The sequence below is a fragment of the Bosea sp. NBC_00550 genome, from assembly GCF_026020075.1.
Classification (GTDB): Bacteria; Pseudomonadota; Alphaproteobacteria; order Rhizobiales; family Beijerinckiaceae; genus Allobosea.
Genome location: NZ_CP102772.1, coordinates 5,251,057 through 5,270,412 on the forward strand (window position 1 = coordinate 5,251,057; position 19,356 = coordinate 5,270,412).

The window sequence follows — 19,356 nt, forward strand, 5'->3', positions numbered from 1 at the left end:
AGCGAAGCGAGGTCCGCGCGATGCTTTCACATGACCAGATCTGGGAGGCGATCGATACGCTTGCTCAGCGCTACGGTTTCACCGCCTCGGGGCTGGCGCGCAAGGCTGGCCTCGACGCCACGACCTTCAACCGCTCCAAGCGCGTGGCGCCGGACGGGCGCGAGCGCTGGCCCTCGACCGAATCGATCTCCAAGATCCTGGCCGCGACGGGCGCCTCCTTCGACGAGTTCATGAGCGCTGTGCTCCGGCGCGAACCGGCCCCGGCGCGGACCATCCCGCTGATCGGCTTCGCCCAGGCCGGCTCCGGCGGCTTCTTCGACGATGGCGGCTTCCCGGTCGGCACCGGGTGGGAGGAGGTCGCTTTTCCCGGCGTCGCCGACGAGAAGGCCTATGCGCTCGAGATTTCCGGCGATTCGATGCTCTCGCTGTATCGCGACGGCGACACCATCATCGTCTCGCCGACCGCGACGGTGCGGCGCGGTGACCGGGTCGTGGTCAAGACGGTGGAGGGCGAGGTGCTGGCCAAGCAGCTCAGGCGCCAGACCGCGAAGACCGTCGAGCTCGCCTCGCTCAACCCGGAGCATCCGGACCGCGTGCTGAACCTCGGCGAGATCGCCTTCATGGCGCGGGTGATCTGGGCGAGCCAGTAACCCGACCTGTCAGTGCCCGTTGCTGCGCCGCGCCGGCAGAGTGACCCTGAACACGGCACCGGCCACCGAGGGCTCCAGCTCGATCGTGCCGCCATGGAGCCGGACAAGTTCGGCGGCGACAGCGAGGCCAAGGCCGGTGCCGCCCGGCGTCACCGACCCCCGAAAGGCCTGGAAGAGATTGGCCCGCGCCCGCTCGGGCACGCCCGGCCCGTTGTCGATGATGCGCAGCGCCACCGAACCGTTCACCGGTCCGGCCATCACCGTCAGGATCGGCTGGTTGCCTGCTTCCGCTCCCGCCTGGGTCAGCGCCTGGACGGAGTTGCGCATCAGGTTCGTCAGCACCCGCGCCATCTGGTCGGGATCGCAAGGGGCGACCAGCTCGGCCGGGATCTGATTCTCGAAGCGCAGCCGCCCGTTGCCGGGCAGGCCGAGCATCTCCGCCTGTTCGGCGACGAGCTGCCGCAGCGCAACCTCGCGGATAACGGGCGTCGCCTCGGCCGCGCGGCCATAGGCGAGGGTGGCCTGGCAGAAGTCGATGGCGCGTCCGAGCGTCGCGATCAGCCGCGGCGCGAAGCGGCGGATCTTGGCGTCGCGCGTCTCGATCAACTGGTCGGACATCAATTGCGCCGCCGCCAGCATGTTGCGCAGGTCGTGGTTGATCTTGGAGACGGCGAGCCCGAGTTCGGCGAGGTGCTTTTTGGTGCGCAGCTCGCCGGCGAGCGTCTCTTCCATGCGGGCGAGCGCGCGCTCGGCTTCGCCGATCTCGTCGGCGCGCAGCGAAGGCTCGATGATGCGTTGCGGGTTCTCGGGGTCGGCCTCGAACTCCATGACATTCGCGGCCAGGCGCCGGATCGGCCCGATGATCAGGGCATTCAGCGCGATATAGACCGCCAGCGCCGTGAGGCCGGTGATCAGCAGCGAGATCAGCAGCAGGCTCCACGAGAACTTCAGCATCGCCCGCCGCAGCGGTCCTTCGTCGATGACGATCTCGACGAAATCGGCGCCGCCGACCGCCTCGCCGACCACCCGGATCGGCATGGTGGCGGGGGAAACCAGCACGGCGACCGCTTCCTCGATCGCGTTGATCCAGCCGAGATTGCGCAGATCGATCGAGCGGGACACTTCCGGCGGCGGCATTGAATCCAGGCTGAGCAGCCGCCGCGCCCCGCCGACGCGGGCCGCGATCGACCGGGCACCCACGCCCATCAGCAGCCGGTTCTCGCTGCCCTCCGGCAGACCGTCCTCGGGCGCGCCTTCCAGCACCAGCGCCGCGACCTGCGCGGCGGCGATCCTGTCATGCAGCCAGTTGCGCCGGAAATTCGCGATGGAGGGCAGGTAGATCAGCACCTCCGCCAGCATGACGAAGAGCACGGTGACGAGCAGCAGCTTGGCCGACAGGCCGAGGCGGGTCAGGCCGCGCGGCTGGCTGATCGACAGGTTGTTCCTGGGCAGGCCGGGCTGATGCATTCCGGCGATCTTAGCCGAAGCGCCGCAGAAAGCCGATCAGGCGGCGCAGGCGGGCGCTGTTGGTCGAGGGGACATGGAAAGAGAGCGCCGCGCGGCGCGAGGCGTCCGAGCGGGAGAGCGCGGGCATCACGACCCCGGCCATGTCGGCTATCGTCAGCCCGGCCTTGGCGGCGACGCACCACGGCGCGATCAGTTCGCCGGCACCTTCGCCGACGATGGTGACGCCGAGGATGCGGCCCTTTTTGTCGGTGACGAGCTTGACGAAACCTTCGCTCTCGCCGGCAGCACGCGAGCCGCCCATCTCGGCGAAGGGCCAGCGCAGCACCTGGACGGTGCCGGCCTTGGCCCGCGCGGCGGCCTCGGACAGGCCGATCGCAGCGATCTCCGGCTGGCACCAGGCGACGCGGGGATCTTTCGCGGGATCGATCCGCGTCGGCTGACGGAACAGGATGTTGCGCAGGACGAGGCCGACATGATCCTCCCCGGCCCGGTCCGCTACCGCCGTTGCTGGCCCGCCGGCGCAACCGCCCAGCGCATAGACGCGGCGGTTGCTCGTCCGCAGGGCCTTGTCGACGAGGACGCCGGAGGAATCGTGACGAATGCCGCCGAGGTCGAGGTCGAGCGCCGCGATCTCCGGCCGTTGTGGTGCCGCCAGCAGCAGATGCGAGCCTTCGACGACGGTTTCGCCCGCGCCGCCGGCCAGGACGAGGCGCAAGCCGGAACGGCTGCGCTCCGCCCGGATCGGCTCGACCTTGTCGTGGAGCGTGAGCCCCTCGCGCAGCAGGCGGCGGCGAACCAGCATCGCCGCTTCCGCGTCATGCTCCGCCAGCAGCCCCTCCGGGGCGACGAGCGTGGCTTTGCTGCCGAGACGCTGCAGGGCCTGCGCCAGCGCCGCGCCCGTCGCGCCGCTGCCGAGGATGATCGGGCGTTCGGGCAGGCGTGTCAGCCCGGAGATATCCTCTTCATGGAGGAGCGGCACTGTATCGAGACCGGGCAAATCCGGTTTGGGCGATCGCGCTCCGGTCGCGATGACGAAGCGGCGGGCCTTGATCGGCTGCCCGTCCACATTGACCGTGCTGCGGCTGACGAAGCGGGCCTCGCCGCGGATGATGGTGATCCCAAGCGCGGTGAGGCGCTCCTCGGCGTGGTTGGCGGCCTCTGCCGCCAGCGCGCGCTGGATATGGTCATGAAGCTGCGCCGGGCTCACCTGCGCATCGGTGGTCTTCAGGCCGAGCCGGCCGGCCTCCCGGGCCGCTTGAGCCGACGCTGCGGCCTCGACCAGGGCCTTGGTGGCGAGGGGGGCGGGGCTGCCGCCCAGCACCTCCCTTTCGACGAGCACGACGGAGACGCCGAACGCGGCCGCCGCCGTCGCCAGGGCGATACCGTTGCCGCCTGCGCCGATGACGCAGATGTCGGGTGTCAACGCGGCGGGTTTCGCCACTTTGGCCGTTCCGTCGCTCACCGGATGTCCCGCTTCGCTCTCGTTCTCAATCGCTGATGCGTTGTCGGGCGGGCGGAATCAAGGCCGACGCTCTCCCGATCTTAGGAAGCGCTCGCGTGCCGCGGCTCAGGCGACGCTGCGATTGCCGTTTCCGCCCTTGATGGTCGCGAGAGGCACGGGCCGGCCGAAGAGGAACCCCTGGGCGCGGTGGGCGCCGAGAAGCTGGACGGCGATGCGCTGCTGCTCGGTCTCGATGCCTTCGACCACCACATTCATCTGGAGCCGGCGCGCGAGCTGGCAAACGGCCTCGATGACGGCCTTGGAGGCCTCGTTGGTATGGACCTCGCGGGCGAAGCTCTGGTCGATCTTCACCTGCGCGAACGGGTAGGTCGAGAGATAGGCGAGCGAGGAATAGCCGGTGCCGAAATCATCCAGCGCGAAGGTCACGCCCAGCGCCCGCAGCTCGTCGAGGACCGAAAGCGCCAGCTTGTCGTCCTCGATCAGCAGGGATTCCGTGACTTCGAGCATCAGCCGCCGCGATTCGAGATGCGAGGTCAGCAGTGCGTCCTTGACCGTTTCGATGACCCGGCGGGGCTCGCGGAACTGCAGGGGCGAGACGTTCACGGAGACGCTGATGCCCGGTTCCCAGCTCGCGGCGTCCTTGCAGGCCTGATGGATCGCCCAGTCGCCCATCGCGGCGATCAGGCCGGTCTGCTCGGCGATCGGGATGAAGACGCCGGGAGGAACCAGGCCGCGCGTCGGGTGGCGCCAGCGCATCAGCGCCTCGCGCGAGACGACTTCCTGCGTCTTCAGGTCGATGATCGGCTGGTAGTAGAGTTCGAGCGTGCCGTCCGTCGCGGCCTTGCGCAGGTCGACCTCGATCTCGTGCCGCTCCAGCATCTCCTCGGCCATTGCCGGGTTGAAGAACATCAGCGTGTTCCGGCCGGCCGACTTGGCCTTGTAGAGTGCCGTGTCGGCGTGGCGCAGCAGATCGGCCGGCGTGGTGCCGTCATGCGGCGCCATGGCGATGCCGACGCTGGCCGTGACATAGACCGTCTTGCCCTCGACATCGAAGGCCCGGTTCATGGCGTTGATCATGCGCTGGCCGATGGAGGTGACGATGCCGTGGTCGGCCGAGGGCAGGATCAGCAGGAACTCGTCGCCGCCGAAGCGGGCCAGCATGTCGTTGCCGCGGATCGCGCTGCGCAGGCGGCTCGCGGTTTCCATCAGCACGTGGTCGCCGATATCGTGGCCGAGGCTGTCATTGACCTGCTTGAAGCCGTCGAGATCGACATAAAGTAGCGCGAAGGCCTCGCCCGTCCGCTCTAGCCTGGCGAAGGCGTCGGCGATCTGGGTGTTGTACTCGAACCGGTTGGCGAGCCCCGTCAGCTCGTCGAAGCGCGCCATCTGCTCGATGCGTGCCTCGGTCGCCTTCCGTTCGGTCGCGTCCTCGGTCAGCATGAGAATGCCGCCCTCGGCGGCCGGCGCGAAGGTCACGACCAGCACGAGCCCGCTGCGCGTCACCACCTCGTGGCTCGCCGCCTGCTGGGTGCTCTGGACCGTGGTCAGCGCCGTGCGGATCTCGCGCAGCTGGTCCGAGCTGATCACCTGCCGCTCGACCAGGAAGCGCGCGATCGCCGTCAGCGGTGTCCCGGGCAGGGCGAGCGTCTCCGGCAGGCCGTAGAGCGCGCTGTGCGGTGCGTTGCTGACCGCAAGCTTGAGATTGCGGTCGAACATCGCCAGCCCGTCGATCATCGTGTTCAGGGCGGCGTCGAGCGTGAGGTTTTGCGAGTGCAGGGCCGAGGCGAGCGCCTTCGAATGCTTGGTCGCATCGCTCAGCGCCAGCAGGTTCCGGTGCAGCGAGTTGGTGATCGCGATGTTCGCGGCCACGTAGAGAAAGGCGAAGTAGCCGATATAGCGATAATAGGGGTTATGCGCCTCGATCAGCCCGATCGCCATCGGGATGCAGAAGGTCATCAGCTGCACTGCGACGAATTTGGGCCGGCCGGCGTTGCGCGCGACATAGCCCGACGCCAGGGCGATGGTGGAGGCGACCGAGGTGATGTGGGCCGCCGGATCGTCGGTGTGCACCAGGGCGACATAGCAGCTGTAGCCCAGCACGGCGCTAAAGATCGTGGCGCCAAGGAAGTAATCGCGATCCCAGCGACGGGTCTGCACGTAGCTGTCGTTGGCATGGTTGCGCCGGCGATAGGCCAGAACGGTCATCAGGCGCAGGACGACGATGAGCGTCACCAGCAGGGTGAGGCCCATGAAGACTTCCATGCCGGTCGACAGCCAGCACAGGAAAGGCGTGAGGATCCCGGCGATACCGCCCGGGATGATCGAGGCCGGTGACGAGAAAAGCGAGCTGACCAGCAGCGTGTAGCCGGTCAGGTCGACATCGTCGGCCTTCTCGCGCCCACCGGCCGCCGTCAATCGCTTCAGCGCGCCCGCCATCTACTCCTGCCTTTGCCGCATGCGCGGTCCCGCACGCTAGGCTCAAACCTAGCGCATCATCAAAGGTTTCTAGGGGAGCAGAGGTAAATGCTTCGTGTGACTCCGTTGCGATGAGGGGGTTTCTGGCGCCCCTCAGACCGCTGCTAGATGTCTTTGGTAAACGCGAGCAAGCATCCGGTCCTGTGTTTGCGCGATGCGCTGCAGCTTCGAGATCGCGCTCGGGTTCAGCCGCAGCATGCAGTCGGTCCAGATCTGGCCGAGATGGCCGAGCTCTTCGCGCAGGTCGCCGGCGCGGCGGTTGAAGGCTGAGAAGAGGGCGGTCTTGGCCGCGTGGATCGGCAGGGCGTCGCTGCAGTACTTGCGGATCCAGGCCTCGCCCGTTCCGGTCGGAACCACCGCCTCGAGGCCGCCGGCGGCCATGAATTCCTGAGCGCTCATCTCCTCGCCGGACAGCAGCATCTGCTCCGCCGCACGCGGCCCCATCCGCCGCGACAGGATCGCCACGGCCGTGATCGGGAAGTGGTTGAACTTGATCTCGGGGTAGACGAACGAAGCCTGCTCCTCGGCGATCATCACGTTGCAGGAGCGCGGCGCATCGATGCCACCGCCGATCGCCTTGGCATGGATGGTCGAGAGGGTGATCACCAGCCCGTTCAGGCCGCCCGAGTTCCAGATCGCACCGTCGGCCGACAGCCGCGCATATTCGGCCAGCGACGCACGATCGTTCTTGGCCAGGCAGTCAAGATAGAAGTCGAGATCGCCGCCGAGCGTGAAGAACGGGCCCGTGCCGCGGAAGGCCAGGAAGCGGACCGGAGCGCGGTGATACTGGTCCGGCGCGCCCCACAGCGCCGCGATTGCGCTCTGGATCTTCACCAGGCTGTCGAGCAGCTGAAGCGTGAAGACGGGCTTCAGCTCGGGTCGGATCGTGACCCAGAGCGTCTTGATCTCCGGCTCATACGCGATCTCCACCTCCGGCAGGAAGCCTGCCTTGTAGCGGATGGCGTCGATGACCTCGCAGCTCTCGAGCAGGGTCGGCGCGACGGTTTCCGCTCCGGTCTTCAAGGACTGCAACACCACGCTACCCCCCGAACTGGCTAGTGTCGTGCAACCTAAACGAGCTTAACAAACTGTAAACGGAAACTCCCCGAAATGGTTAATAGCGTTAAGCTTTTTTCCTGCCCAAACGTCATGCCGGCGATCTCCGCGCCGGGTTCGGTCCGGTCGGAGCAAGAGGCGGACCCTTCGGAAGAGGCAGGGCAGGGGCAGAAAATTTCGGGGAATTGAGGCGGCGGGAAATAAAACGTCGGGAATGCCGGCTTCCGCGAGAAACCCCGCCCCATGGCGGCGCGGGCCGTTTTTCTCATGGCCCGTAACGGCACAATCCTTTGCCGCATCCTGAAACGCGTTCGGCGGCGGGAGAGCGCTTGTCCGCAAGGGGACGAGGGGCTAACCATATCGCCCCGAATTCGCCGCGTTCCCGCGTTCAAACATCCAAGTTGCAAACACCGACGCCGAGCTGATGCCGTGACCCGCCAGACAGCCGAGGACGAGAAGCAGGCGCGCCTAGCCGCCGCGCTCCGCGAGAACCTGAAGCGCCGCAAGGCCCAGGCTCGTGCTCGCCGCTCGGAAGAGGCGAAAGCGCAGGAGCCGGCGCCGCCCGCTCAGGCCGACCCTCCCCGGTCCTGATCTCCCTTACCTTCATGGGCCGCCGGGCTTTCCCCGGGATGGCCGAGCAGGACCTGACGATGGACAAGATCCGCATCACCGGCGGCCAGCGCCTCAATGGCGCCATTCCGATCTCCGGCGCCAAGAACGCCGCCTTGCCGCTGATGATCGCGAGCCTGCTGACGGACGAGACGCTGACGCTCACCAATGTGCCGCGGCTCTCGGACGTCACCGCGCTCTCGCGCATCCTGTCCAATCACGGCGCCGACCGCACGGTCGCCGGCAAGCGCATCGGCCAGTCGGCCGAGACCGGCCAGACCATCTCGCTCACGGCCCGTCAGATCGTCGACACCTGCGCGCCCTACGAGCTGGTCTCGACCATGCGCGCGAGCTTCTGGGTGATCGCGCCGATCCTGGCACGGATGGGCGAGGCCAAGATCTCGCTGCCCGGCGGTTGCGCGATCGGCACGCGCCCGGTCGACCTCCTGCTCATGGCACTGGAGAAGCTCGGCGCCGAGATCGTCATCGAGAACGGCTATGCGCTGGCGCGCGCACCGAAGGGGCTGAAGGGTGGCGAGATCGTCTTCCCGAAGGTCACGGTGGGCGGCACGCATACCGCGCTGATGGCTGCGGTCCTCGCGCAGGGCACGACAGTGATCGAGAACGCCGCGCGCGAGCCGGAGGTCACGGACCTTGCCGCCTGCCTCGTCAAGATGGGCGCCAAGATCGAGGGCGCCGGCACCTCCCGCATCGTCGTGACCGGGGTCTCGCGCCTCGGCGGCGCGCATCACGCCGTCCTGCCGGATCGCATCGAGACCGGCACCTATGCGATGGCCGTCGCGATGACCGGCGGCGATGTCGTGCTGGAAGGCGCTCGTCCCGAGCTGCTCCAGTCGGCGCTGGATGTGCTCGGCAAGGCCGGCGTCGAGATCGATGCGACCAACGAAGGCATTCGCGTGCGCCGCAATGGCCACGGCATCGAGGCCGTCGATATCGACACCGATCCGTTCCCCGGCTTCCCGACCGATCTCCAGGCGCAGTTCATGGCGCTGATGACGAAAGCCAAGGGCACCTCGCGCATCCGCGAGACCATCTTCGAGAACCGCTTCATGCATGTGCAGGAACTCGCCCGGCTCGGTGCGAAGATCCGGCTCGACGGCGATGTCGCCCATGTCGAAGGCGTGCCGAAGCTCACCGGAGCGCCCGTCATGGCGACCGATCTGCGCGCTTCGGTCTCACTCGTCATCGGCGGTCTCGCCGCCGAGGGCGACACCACCATCAACCGCGTCTACCATCTCGACCGCGGCTTCGAGGCGCTGGAAGCCAAGCTCACCCGCTGCGGCGCGGTGGTGGAACGCATCAGCAGTTGATTCTCGCCTGTTGATTTTCTCGGGGCGGCTCGTCAGAACAAAATCATGTCAGACGACGTCGCCGCTCCGCTGAAGCTCATCGCGCTCGATACCGACGATCTCGGGGTCGTTTCGGCCCATCTTCAAGACGCCGTGCTGAAGGCGGCCGATCTCGTCTATCTGCCGAGCGAGAAGCGTTTTGCCCTCGCCCTGCGCCGCTTCGACTGGGAGGGCGCGCAGCACGGCAAGCGCCGGCGCCGATTGACGGCGCTGCATTTCGACCGCGTTCTGGCCGTGCGCAGCGCCAAGCTCGACAAGAACGATCCCGACAAGGTGCTGAACCTGCTCGCCGTCACCTTCGACCAGGCCGAGGAGCCGGCCGGCGACGTAACGCTGCATTTCTCGGAAGGCGCGGCGATCCGCCTCTCGGTCGAATGCGTCGAGGCCCAGATGAAGGATCTCGGGCCGGTGTGGGAAGCGGTGGCGACACCCGGCCATCCCAACGGCGCCTGAGCCAGATCGCGCCGCCGCCTTTTTGGCCGGTGCCCGCTTCAACCTTCGATACCCTTCGTCTAAAAACGCGCCGTCATCCCGGACAAGCCGCGAAGCGGCGCCGCTCCGGGATCCATCGAAGGGTGCTGCGCTTACGATGGATTCCGGGTCTTCGCTGCGCTACGCCCGGAATGACGACCGAGAGTTCCGATTTGTCGAGGATATCCATGCCGATCAGGCTCGACGACAGCGACGCAGGCTTTGCCGAGACGTTTGCGGCGCTGCTTTCCGCCAAGCGCGAGGTCTCCGAGGAGGTCGATCGCGTCGCTGCCGACATCATCGCAGACGTGCGTGAAAACGGCGATACGGCGCTGCTCTCCTATACCAGCCGCTTCGACGCGCTCGACCTGACGCCGGAGACCCTGCGTGTCAGCGAGGCCGAGATCGATGCAGCCGTCGCCGCCTGCTCGTCGGAATTGCTGGCGGCGCTGGAGACGGCGCGCGAGCGCATCGCCGTCTATCACGAGCGCCAGAAGCCGGCCGATTCCTGGGTGAAGGATGCGGCGGGCGTCGAGGCCGGCTGGCGCTGGAGCGCGATCGAGGCCGTCGGCCTCTATGTGCCCGGAGGCACGGCGAGCTACCCCTCCTCGGTGCTGATGAACGCGATCCCGGCGAAGGTCGCCGGCGTGCCGCGCATCGTCATGGTCGCTCCGACCCCGCGCGGCGAGACCAATCCGCTCGTGCTGGCCGCCGCGCGGCTGGCCGGCGTCGACGAGGTCTACCGCATCGGCGGCGCGCAGGCCGTGGCAGCACTGGCCTACGGCACGGACAGCATCGCGCCCGTCGCCAAGATCGTCGGCCCCGGCAATGCCTATGTCGCCGCTGCCAAGCGCCGCGTCTTCGGCCAGGTCGGCATCGACATGATCGCCGGCCCTTCCGAGGTGCTGGTGATCGCCGACCGCACCGCCAATCCCGACTGGATCGCCGCCGATCTGCTGGCCCAGGCCGAACACGACGTATCCGCCCAGTCGATCCTGATGACGGACGATGCGGCATTGGCAACTGAGGTCGAGAAGGCCGTGGCTGCCCAGCTCGCGACGCTGCCGCGTGCCAGGATCGCCGGCCAGAGCTGGCAGGAATTCGGCGCGATCCTGCTCGTCGCCGATCTGGAAGCGGCCGTACCGCTGGTCGATCGCCTCGCGCCTGAGCATCTAGAGATTATGACGGCCGAGCCCGAGCGTCTCGCCGGACTCATCCGCAATGCCGGCGCGATCTTCCTCGGCGGCCATACGCCCGAGGCGATCGGCGACTATGTCGGCGGCCCCAACCATGTCCTGCCGACGGCGCGCTCCGCACGTTTTTCCTCCGGTCTCGGCGTCGGCGACTTCATGAAGCGGACCTCGCTGTTGAAATGCGGCCCGGAAGGCCTGCGGTCGCTCGCCTCCGCCGCGACGCAACTCGCCGAAGCCGAGGGCTTGCAGGCGCATGGCCGATCCGTGACGATCAGACTCAATCTCTGAGCGCCGGAAACGAACGGCGCTGCGGCAGGAGAAGCGATGTCCGACGCCTCGATTTCCAACAAGCAATGCCTGGTCGGCGTCACGCTCGACGAGAATTCGCTCGGCCGCGGCTCGCCGGATCAGGAGCATGAGCGTGCCGTCGCCATCTACGACCTGATCGAGCGCAACAGCTTCGTCGTGCCGGAGCATGACGGTGGGCCGTATCTCGCGCATCTCGCCATGGTCGAGCGCCGCCTCGTCTTCGAGGTCAGGCAGTCCGATGGCGCGCCGGTGGTGACGCATCATCTCTCGCTCAGCCCGTTCCGGCGCATCATCAAGGACTACGAGCTGATCTGCGAGAGCTACTATGCCGCGATCCGGACCGCGACGCCCTCGCAGATCGAGGCGATCGACATGGGTCGGCGCGGCCTGCACGACGAGGCGGCCGGCATCCTGGCCGAGCGGCTGGCCAACAAGGTCGAGGTCGATTTCGACACGGCGCGCCGCCTCTTCACCCTGATCTACGCCCTGCATTGGAAGGGCTGACGGGTTGGAGCGGAGAGCATTTTCAGGCGAGGTGGAAGCCGGTTCGCGTGAAGAAAATGCGCCGAATGCACGGCCTCTGCCGCGTAAGGTCCAGAGCGTGCTCTTCATGTGCGCGATGAATGCCGTGCGCTCGCCGATGGCGGAGGCGCTGGCCAAGCACTTCTTCGGCAAATCGATCTACGTCCAGTCGGCCGGCGCCCGCAAAGGCGAGGCGGATGGTTTCGCTCTCGAGGTTCTCGATGAGATCGGCATCGATCTGAGCCGCCACAAGCCGAAATCGATCGAGGAACTGGAGGAGTGGGAGGGGCTCAATTTCGACCTGATCGTCACGCTCTCGCCGGAAGCCCACCACAAGGCGCTGGACCTGACCCGCACCCATGCCGCCGAGGTCGAATACTGGCCGACCGTCGATCCGACGGTGTTCCAGGGCTCCCGAGAGCAGAAGCTCGATGCCTATCGCGATGTCCGCGACGCGCTGATCAAGCGGATCAAGCAGCGTTTGCAGACGTGACGCGTCTTGCCGTGCCGGCGGATACCCAATGATCACGAAGGCGTAGCCGTCGGTATGCCGAAGCGCGCAGCAGGATCGGGGCAACGAAGGCGGCTTGATGCTTCAGCAGCCATCCCGACCCCGGTGAGGTAATGCAACTAAAAGTTGCAGATTTCGCCTGGCATAGAAATGTAAATTCGCGCCTGGCTGTTGAATTGCTGTTGAAGCCCGCTGAACCGCTTAAGTAAAACTTTACGGGGCTGGGCTTGTGTGACGGCGAGCGGCCGTCCTTCCACTGGTTCCTGTCCATGCCTTCCATGCCTAGTCTGGAACCTTGCGCGGTGCGCGAGGAGAAGCTGTCGTTTTTCGACGGCTTCCTGGTCGCCTGCATCTGTCTGATCGTCAGCTTCGGAGCTTTGGCGAGCCTCCCGCGCGCGCAGGACGGTCTTGTGCCGGTGGCGATCGTCTTCCCGCCTTGGGTCGCCGGTTCCGAAGCGGTCGCGCTCAGTTTCGCCGCCGGTCACCAAGTGCTGCGTAGCGGGCGTCTGTCTTCGGTCGTCGTGGTCGCGCCCGCAGCATTGGCGAGCGAGGTGCCGCCGCTGCCGAAGGGCGCATGGTTCTCTTTGGCTTTGGCCGGGCTCGCCGGGTGTCTCGATGCCGCCGGCGGAACGGAGGCCTCGCGATGATCTGGTCCCTGTCGGTCGTCCGCCGCCGGGTCGCGCAAGCCCTGCTCGTTCTCGGGCTGCTGCATGTGCCGCTGCTGGCGCTCGCCTTCTGGGCGCACGGCACCGAGGGAGTCGTTCCGGTCTCGGTCGCGGCACTGGCGATCCTCGTCGCGCTGGCGTCGTATCGCTTGAGCGGCCCGGCGATGGTGACCCAGCTCGTCATCGCTACCGTGCTGATCGGGCAGGTCTCGATCCTGGTGTTCAGTTTCGCCGGCCATCCCTGGCAGCCCGACATGCATATGTATTACTTCGCGATCCTGGCGCTGCTCGCCGGGTTCTGCGACTGGCGGCCGATCCTGATGGGAGCCGTGCTGACGGCCCTGCACCATCTCGTGCTGCAATATGCGCTGCCGGCCGCGGTGTTCTTCCAGGGGGCCAGCCTGCTGCGGGTGCTGCTGCACGCCGTGATCGTCATCATCGAGACCGCCTTCCTCGCCGTGTTCGCGGTGATCCTGCAGCGCATGTTCACGATGAACGAGGCCAATCTCGCGCGGGCCGAGGCCGTGGCAGAGCGCGAGCGCATCGCGGGCGAAAAGGAACGCGGCCTGGCGGAAGAACTCGGCCGCCGGGCGGAAATGCTGCGCGGCGTTGTCTCCGGCTTCCATGCCCAGATGGAACAGGCGATGGCCGTGCTCGACCATTCCGCGGTGGCGATGAAGGCCGAGGCCGGCACGCTGATCGGCACCTCCGACCATGTGCGTCGGCAGACCGCACTGGTTTCCGCCTCGGCCGCGACCACCATGGAGAGCATTGATCATCTCTCGGCCGCGAGCACCGAGCTCGTCGCCTCCATCGGCGAGATCGGCCGCAACGCGGAGCACTCGGCCGATGGCTCGAAATCGGCGGCCTCATTGGCGCGTCACGCGAGCGCCGAGATCGAGAACCTGACGCATAGCAGCGAAAATGTTGGCGCCGTCGTCGAGATCATCCGTGGCATCGCGGCGCAGACCAGCATGCTCGCCCTCAACGCCACGATCGAGGCGGCGCGTGCCGGCGAGATGGGGCGCGGCTTTGCCGTCGTCGCGAGCGAGGTGAAGACGCTCTCGGCCCAGACCGCCAAGGCGACCGACGAGGTCTCCCACCAGATCGGCGCGATGCAGCAGGCTTCGCATCGTTCGCTGAAGGCGATCCGCGACATCGTCGAGGCGATCGGCGAGGTCGAGAGCGTCGCCAATGCGATTGCGCTCTCGGTCGACGAGCAGAGCCGTGCCACGGCCGAGATCGCTCATCAGGTCAGGCTGTCCTTCCAGGGCGCCCAGCGCAGCGCCGATGTCGCCGGCGGCTTCGAGGTGATGACCCGGCAGACCCATGGCGCCGCGCAGCAGTTGCAGGGCGCTGCGAATGCGCTGGCTCAGCAGGCGCAGGATATCCGCCGCGAGGTCGCCAGCTTCTGCAATCGCGTCGCTGCGGCCTGAGCTACCAGTGGCGGCCCGGGCCGACCGGGCCGATGCCGAGGAAGACGCCGAGGCTTGCCGCGATATCGGCGAAGCTCTCGCGCCGCCCAAGCGGCTCCGGCGCGATGCCGGGCCCGAAGGCAAGGATCGGCACATGCTCGCGGGTATGGTCGCTGCCGCGCCAACTCGGATCATTACCGTGATCCGCGGTAATGACGGCGATGTCGCCGGGCTTCAGCGCGGCCTCTATATGCGGAAGCAGGCGGTCGAAGGCTTCCAGCGCTGCCGCATAGCCGGGAATGTCGCGGCGATGGCCGAACTCGGTGTCGAAATCGACGAGGTTGACGAAGCAGAAGCCGCCATCGGGCAGCCCGTCCCAGGCTTGGAGCGCCGCCGCGACCAGGGCCGCGTTGCCGAAGGGCTTGATCTCCTCGCCGGTGGCGCGATGCGCGAAGATGTCTCCGATCTTGCCGACGGTGACGACCTTGCGGCCCTGCGCCGTCAGCCGGTCCAGCAGCGTCTCGTTCGGCGGTGGGATCGCGAAATCCTTGCGGTTGCCGGTGCGGGTGAAGCCGTCCTCAGGCGAGCCGACGAAAGGCCGGGCGATCACGCGCCCGATCCGCAGAGGATCGACGAGGCCACGCACCGTCTTGCAGAGCGCGTAGAGCCGATCGAGCCCGAAATGCTCCTCATGCGCCGCGATCTGCAGCACGGAATCGACCGAGGTGTAGCAGATCGGCTTGCCCGTCCGGATATGCTCGGGTCCGAGTTCCTCGATGATCGCCGTGCCCGACGCATGCCTGTTGCCGAGGATGCCGGGCAGGGCGCCTTCCTTGACGATTCCGGCGACCAACTCTGCGGGAAACGAATTCTCGAGTTCGGTGAAATAACCCCAGGGGAAAGAAACCGGGCAGCCGGCGATCTCCCAATGGCCGGACGGCGTATCCTTGCCCTGGCTGACCTCGACGCCATAGCCCCAGCGTCCCTGCGGCTGCGCCGGCTTCGCGACGCCGGAGAGCGGCCGTCCGGTCGAGGCTTCGCTGGCATGGGCGAGGCCGAGACGGGCGAGGTTCGGCAGCTTCAGTGGCCCGCTGCGCAAGCCCTCGCGATCGCCACGGCCATCGGTGCAGGCTTCGGCGATATGGCCGAGCGTGTCGGAGCCCTCGTCGCCATAGGCGGCGGCATCCTGCGCGCCGCCACAGCCGACCGAATCCAGCACGATCAGGATGGCGCGGGCCATGTTTACTCCCTCACGGCGGCGGCGCTGGCGACTGCCGGTTCGAGATTAAGCGCGGCCGCCAGCAGCGCCTGTGTGTAGGCCTCGCGCGGCTGGGCGAAGATCGCCTCCGCCGGACCTTCCTCGACGACCTTGCCGTTCTGCATCACCAGCACCCGGTGCGACAGCGCCCTGACGACCTTGAGGTCGTGGCTGATGAAGAGATAACCCAGTTTTCGCTTGGCCTGCAGTCCGCGCAGCAATTCGACGATCTGCGCCTGGACGGACATGTCGAGCGCCGAGGTCGGCTCGTCCAGCACGACGAATTTGGGATTGAGCGCCATGGCCCGCGCAATCGCGATGCGCTGGCGTTGTCCGCCGGAGAACTCGTGCGGGTAGCGGTCCATCGCCGCCGGATCCAGGCCCACATCGATGAGCGCCTGCGCCACGATCTCTCGCTGGCGCGGATAGGTGAGGTCCGGCTGCTGGATCGCGAGCCCTTCCGCCACGATCTCGGCGACCGACATGCGCGGCGAGAGCGAGCCGTAGGGGTCCTGGAAGACGACCTGCAGATTCTTGCGCTTCGGCCTGACCTCGCGGCTGGAGAGCCCGTCGATGCGATCGCCGAGGAAGACGATCGGCCCCTCCGAGGAGATCAGCCTGAGGATGGCGAGGCCAAGCGTCGTCTTGCCCGAGCCGGACTCGCCGACCACGCCCAGCGTCTCGCCCTCGCGGACTTTGACCGAGATGCCGTCGACCGCCTTCACATAGCCGGTGACGCGGCGCATCAGGCCTGACTTGATCGGGAACCAGACCTTGACCGGCCCGGCTTCGAGCAATGTCGTGGCGTCCGCTGGCACCGGCTCAGGGCGCCCCTTCGGCTCGGCTGCGAGCAGGCGCTTGGTATAGTCATGCTGCGGGTTGGCGAAGATTTCCGCGACCGGACCCTGCTCGACGATTTTGCCCTTCAGCATCACGCAGACCCGGTCGGCGATGCGCCGGACGATGCCGAGATCGTGGGTGATGAACAGCATCGCCATGCCCAACCGGCCCTGGAGCTCCTTGAGCAGCTTCAGGATCTGCGCCTGCACGGTGACGTCGAGCGCCGTCGTCGGCTCGTCGGCGATCAGCAGCTCCGGCTCGTTGGCGAGCGCCATCGCGATCATCACGCGCTGGCGCTGCCCGCCGGAAAGCTGGTGCGGATAGGCGCCGAGCCGGCTCGCTGCTTCGCGGATGCCGACGAGTTCCAACAGCTCCAGCGTCCGGGCGCGCGCCTTCTCGCCGCGTAGGCCCTTGTGCAATTCGAGGATCTCGCCGATTTGCCGCTCGATCGGGTGCAGCGGATTGAGCGAGGTCATCGGCTCCTGGAACACCATGGTGATGTCGTTGCCGCGCACCTTGCGCATCGCATTCTCGTCGGCCGCGATCAGGTCCTGCCCGTTGAACAGCACCTTGCCCGAGGGGTGATGCGCCGCCGGGTAGTTCAGCAGCTTCAGGATAGACAGTGCTGAGACCGATTTGCCGGAACCGGATTCGCCGACCAGCGCCAGCGTCTCGCCCTTGGCGACGGAGAAGGAGACATGGTCGACCGCGAGCGTCTCACGCCCGCCCTGGCGGAAGGCGACGGAGAGGTCTTCGACGGAGAGAAGCGGCGCGCTCATGCGAAGGTCTTCCGCGGGTCGAAGGCGTCGCGCACCGCTTCGCCGATGAAGATCAGCAGCGACAGCATCAGGGCGATCACTGCGAAGCCGGAGAGGCCGAGCCAGGGCGCCTGAAGGTTCGCCTTGCCCTGCGCCAGCAACTCGCCAAGCGACGGCGAGCCCGGCGGCAGGCCGAAGCCGAGGAAGTCGAGCGAGGTCAGCGTGGTGATCGAGCCGTTGAGGATGAAGGGCAGGAAGGTCAGCGTCGCCACCATCGCGTTGGGCAGGAGATGCCGGACCATGATCGTGCGATTGGAAAGCCCGAGCGCACGCGCCGCTCGCACATATTCGAAGTTGCGCGCCCGCAGGAACTCGGCGCGGACCACGCCGACCAGGGCCACCCAGGAGAACAGCAGGAGGATGCCGAGCAGTACGAAGAAGCTCGGCGTGATGATCGCGGCGACGATGATCAGCAGGTAGAGCGCGGGGATAGAGGTCCAGATCTCGATCAGCCGCTGGAAGATCAGGTCGGTCCAGCCGCCGAAATAGCCCTGGATTGCGCCGGCGGCGATGCCGATCACCGAGGAGAAGGCGCACAGGATCAGCCCGAACAGCACGGAGATGCGGAAGCCGTAGATCAGCCGGGCGACGACGTCGCGGCCCTGGTCGTCGGTGCCGAGCCAGTTCCATTCGAGGTCGCGGCAGGTCGAGCCGCCGGTGCGCTGCGCGATCGGCTTGCACTGCTCGTCCTTGAGCATCCATGTCGGCGGGGCCGGGGCGGGGACGGGCAGGTCGAGATTATGCGTGCGGTAGGAGTAGCGGATCGGCGGCCAGATCGCGAAGCCGTTGGCGGCGATCTCCTTGGCGATCACCGGGTCGCGGTAATCGGTGGTGGCGAGGAAGCCGCCGAACTTCTCCTCCGGATAGTTCATCGCGACCGGAAACAGCCATTCGCCCTTGTAGCGCACGGCCAGCGGCTGGTCGTTGGCGATGAACTCCGCGACCAGCGAGAGCAGGAACAGGGCGAGGAAGAGCCAGAGCGACCACCAGCCGCGCCGGTTGGCCTTGAAGTTGTTCAGCCGGCGCCGGTTGATCGGCGAGAGCTTGAGCCAGCCCTGTTTCGCCTCGGCCGGCGCGAGCGGAATGTCGCTGCGCAGGGCCGCGGGCGGGGCATCGATCAGCGTGTCGCTCATGCTCACGCCTCCCGGCTTTCGAAGTCGATGCGGGGATCGACCCAGCTATAGGTCAGGTCGGTGATCAGGTGCACGACGAGGCCGATCAGCGAGAAGATGTAGAGATTGGCGAAGACGACGGGATAGTCGCGGTTGACGATCGCCTCGAAGGAGAGAAGCCCGAGCCCGTCGAGCGAGAAGATCGTCTCGATCAGCAGCGAGCCAGCGAAGAGCGCGTGCACGAAGGCGCCGGGGAAGCCGGCGATGACGATCAGCATGGCATTGCGGAAGACATGGCCGTAGAGCACGCCGCGTTCCGACAGCCCCTTCATCCGCGCGGTCAGCACGTACTGCTTCCGGATCTCGTCGAGGAACGAGTTCTTCGTCAACAGCGTCGAGGTGGCGAAGGCGCCGAGCGCCATGGCCAGCACCGGCAGCGTGATGTGCCAGAGATAGTCCTTCGCCTTGCCGAAGAGGCTGAGCTCGGACCAGTTGTCCGAGGTCAGGCCCCTGAGCGGAAAGATCTGCCAGAAGGAGCCGCCGGCGAAGAGCACGATCAGCAGGATGGCGAAGAGGAAGCTCGGGATCGCGTATCCGACGATGACGACGGCGCTCGTCCAGGTGTCGAAGCGCGAGCCCTCCTTCACCGCCTTGCGGATGCCGAGCGGGATGGAGATGGCGTAGGAGATCAGCGTCATCCACAGGCCGAGCGTGATCGAGACCGGCAGCTTCTCCTTGATGAGCTGCAGCACCGGCGCATCGCGGAAATAGCTGCGGCCGAAATCGAAGCGGGCGTAATCGCCGAGCATTTTCAGGAAGCGCTCATGCGCCGGCTTGTCGAAGCCGAACTGCTTCTCCAGCTCCTTGATGAAGGCGGGATCGAGCCCCTGCGCGCCGCGATAGGCGGAGGCCTCGCCCTGCGCCCCGGCATCGCCCATCTGGCCGCCGCCGACGCGGTCGGACGCGCCGCTGTTCGGGTTCTGGAGCTGCGAGATCACGCGCTCGACCGGGCCGCCCGGCGCGAACTGCACGATGACGAAGGAGACGAGCAGGATGCCGAACAGCGTCGGCACCATGAGCGCGAGGCGCCGGGCGATATAGCTCAGCATGGGGCTCCGCCGTCATTCCGGGGCAGGCCGCAGGCCTGAGCCCG

At 67.1% G+C, this 19,356-nt stretch carries 17 protein-coding genes; 9 read left to right on the plus strand and 8 right to left on the minus strand.

The annotated features are described in order from the left end of the window. Positions 1-20 precede the first annotated feature (20 nt). Positions 21-650 (plus strand): S24 family peptidase, encoded by a 630-nt coding sequence (locus NWE53_RS24975; protein ID WP_265051994.1) that lies wholly within the window; start codon positions 21-23, stop codon positions 648-650. A gap of 9 nt (positions 651-659) precedes the next feature. Here NWE53_RS24975 and NWE53_RS24980 read toward each other — a convergent pair whose 3' ends face one another. The 4 genes from NWE53_RS24980 to NWE53_RS24995 all read right to left on the minus strand — a co-directional run bounded on the left by NWE53_RS24980 (position 660) and on the right by NWE53_RS24995 (position 7,089). Then, entirely contained in the window at positions 660-2,117 is a 1,458-nt protein-coding gene (locus NWE53_RS24980) for a sensor histidine kinase (RefSeq protein ID WP_265051995.1), read from the minus strand. A 10-nt stretch (positions 2,118-2,127) separates the two neighbouring features. Then, entirely contained in the window at positions 2,128-3,558 is a 1,431-nt protein-coding gene (locus NWE53_RS24985) for a dihydrolipoyl dehydrogenase family protein (protein WP_265051996.1), read from the minus strand. A 126-nt stretch (positions 3,559-3,684) separates the two neighbouring features. Next, a complete protein-coding gene (locus NWE53_RS24990; RefSeq protein WP_265051997.1) occupies positions 3,685-6,015 on the minus strand; it encodes a putative bifunctional diguanylate cyclase/phosphodiesterase in 2,331 nt (776 codons plus the stop codon). Positions 6,016-6,147: 132 nt separating this feature from the next. After that, positions 6,148-7,089: an enoyl-CoA hydratase-related protein gene (locus NWE53_RS24995; RefSeq protein WP_265051998.1), complete on the minus strand. Its 942-nt coding sequence runs from the start codon at positions 7,087-7,089 to the stop codon at positions 6,148-6,150. 450 nt (positions 7,090-7,539) lie between these two features. On the opposite strand from NWE53_RS24995, the gene NWE53_RS25000 reads away from it, so the two are divergent. The 8 genes from NWE53_RS25000 to NWE53_RS25035 all read left to right on the plus strand — a co-directional run bounded on the left by NWE53_RS25000 (position 7,540) and on the right by NWE53_RS25035 (position 14,196). Beyond that, the gene (locus tag NWE53_RS25000) at positions 7,540-7,701 is read left to right on the plus strand and encodes a hypothetical protein (protein ID WP_265051999.1); all 162 of its coding nucleotides are present in this window, start codon (positions 7,540-7,542) and stop codon (positions 7,699-7,701) included. 59 nt (positions 7,702-7,760) lie between these two features. Further along, positions 7,761-9,050, plus strand: a complete 1,290-nt coding sequence (murA, locus tag NWE53_RS25005) for a UDP-N-acetylglucosamine 1-carboxyvinyltransferase (RefSeq protein WP_265055018.1) — start codon at positions 7,761-7,763, stop codon at positions 9,048-9,050. Between the two features lie 45 nt (positions 9,051-9,095). After that, entirely contained in the window at positions 9,096-9,542 is a 447-nt protein-coding gene (locus NWE53_RS25010; protein ID WP_265052000.1) for a DUF2948 family protein, read from the plus strand. Positions 9,543-9,748: 206 nt separating this feature from the next. After that, positions 9,749-11,041, plus strand: coding sequence for a histidinol dehydrogenase (hisD, locus tag NWE53_RS25015; RefSeq protein ID WP_265052001.1), 1,293 nt, complete (start codon positions 9,749-9,751; stop codon positions 11,039-11,041). A gap of 36 nt (positions 11,042-11,077) precedes the next feature. Then, a complete protein-coding gene (locus NWE53_RS25020; protein ID WP_265052002.1) occupies positions 11,078-11,566 on the plus strand; it encodes a UPF0262 family protein in 489 nt (162 codons plus the stop codon). Between the two features lie 106 nt (positions 11,567-11,672). Beyond that, a complete protein-coding gene (locus NWE53_RS25025) occupies positions 11,673-12,077 on the plus strand; it encodes an arsenate-mycothiol transferase ArsC (RefSeq protein ID WP_265052003.1) in 405 nt (134 codons plus the stop codon). 320 nt (positions 12,078-12,397) lie between these two features. Then, the gene (locus NWE53_RS25030) at positions 12,398-12,742 is read left to right on the plus strand and encodes a hypothetical protein (RefSeq protein ID WP_265052004.1); all 345 of its coding nucleotides are present in this window, start codon (positions 12,398-12,400) and stop codon (positions 12,740-12,742) included. Next, positions 12,739-14,196 (plus strand): methyl-accepting chemotaxis protein, encoded by a 1,458-nt coding sequence (locus NWE53_RS25035; RefSeq protein WP_265052005.1) that lies wholly within the window; start codon positions 12,739-12,741, stop codon positions 14,194-14,196. Before NWE53_RS25030 ends, NWE53_RS25035 begins: the two co-directional genes overlap by 4 nt. A gap of 1 nt (position 14,197) precedes the next feature. On the opposite strand, the gene NWE53_RS25040 is transcribed toward NWE53_RS25035, so the two are convergent. The 4 genes from NWE53_RS25040 to NWE53_RS25055 are packed head-to-tail and all read right to left on the minus strand — an operon-like array spanning position 14,198 to position 19,312. Further along, a complete protein-coding gene (locus NWE53_RS25040; RefSeq protein ID WP_265052006.1) occupies positions 14,198-15,415 on the minus strand; it encodes a phosphopentomutase in 1,218 nt (405 codons plus the stop codon). 2 nt (positions 15,416-15,417) lie between these two features. Continuing rightward, positions 15,418-17,052, minus strand: a complete 1,635-nt coding sequence (locus tag NWE53_RS25045) for an ABC transporter ATP-binding protein (protein WP_265052007.1) — start codon at positions 17,050-17,052, stop codon at positions 15,418-15,420. Beyond that, complete coding sequence (locus NWE53_RS25050) at positions 17,049-18,224, minus strand: ABC transporter permease (protein WP_265052008.1); 1,176 nt, start codon at positions 18,222-18,224, stop codon at positions 17,049-17,051. The genes NWE53_RS25045 and NWE53_RS25050 overlap by 4 nt, the downstream gene beginning before the upstream one ends. Before the next feature lie 2 nt (positions 18,225-18,226). Then, positions 18,227-19,312 (minus strand): microcin C ABC transporter permease YejB, encoded by a 1,086-nt coding sequence (locus NWE53_RS25055; protein WP_265052009.1) that lies wholly within the window; start codon positions 19,310-19,312, stop codon positions 18,227-18,229. Positions 19,313-19,356: the final 44 nt, after the last annotated feature.

Bases quoted from the DNA above. Each gene is read 5' to 3' on its own strand.
- hisD (WP_265052001.1), top strand. From the start codon at position 9,749: ATGCCGATCAGGCTCGACGACAGCGACGCAGGCTTTGCCGAGACGTTT.
- NWE53_RS25055 (WP_265052009.1), bottom strand. From the start codon at position 19,312: ATGCTGAGCTATATCGCCCGGCGCCTCGCGCTCATGGTGCCGACGCTG.
- NWE53_RS24990 (WP_265051997.1), bottom strand. From the start codon at position 6,015: ATGGCGGGCGCGCTGAAGCGATTGACGGCGGCCGGTGGGCGCGAGAAG.
- NWE53_RS25035 (WP_265052005.1), top strand. From the start codon at position 12,739: ATGATCTGGTCCCTGTCGGTCGTCCGCCGCCGGGTCGCGCAAGCCCTG.
- NWE53_RS25040 (WP_265052006.1), bottom strand. From the start codon at position 15,415: ATGGCCCGCGCCATCCTGATCGTGCTGGATTCGGTCGGCTGTGGCGGC.
- murA (WP_265055018.1), top strand. From the start codon at position 7,761: ATGGACAAGATCCGCATCACCGGCGGCCAGCGCCTCAATGGCGCCATT.
- NWE53_RS25045 (WP_265052007.1), bottom strand. From the start codon at position 17,052: ATGAGCGCGCCGCTTCTCTCCGTCGAAGACCTCTCCGTCGCCTTCCGC.
- NWE53_RS24980 (WP_265051995.1), bottom strand. From the start codon at position 2,117: ATGCATCAGCCCGGCCTGCCCAGGAACAACCTGTCGATCAGCCAGCCG.
- NWE53_RS25020 (WP_265052002.1), top strand. From the start codon at position 11,078: ATGTCCGACGCCTCGATTTCCAACAAGCAATGCCTGGTCGGCGTCACG.
- NWE53_RS25025 (WP_265052003.1), top strand. From the start codon at position 11,673: ATGTGCGCGATGAATGCCGTGCGCTCGCCGATGGCGGAGGCGCTGGCC.
- NWE53_RS25010 (WP_265052000.1), top strand. From the start codon at position 9,096: ATGTCAGACGACGTCGCCGCTCCGCTGAAGCTCATCGCGCTCGATACC.
- NWE53_RS24975 (WP_265051994.1), top strand. From the start codon at position 21: ATGCTTTCACATGACCAGATCTGGGAGGCGATCGATACGCTTGCTCAG.
- NWE53_RS25050 (WP_265052008.1), bottom strand. From the start codon at position 18,224: ATGAGCGACACGCTGATCGATGCCCCGCCCGCGGCCCTGCGCAGCGAC.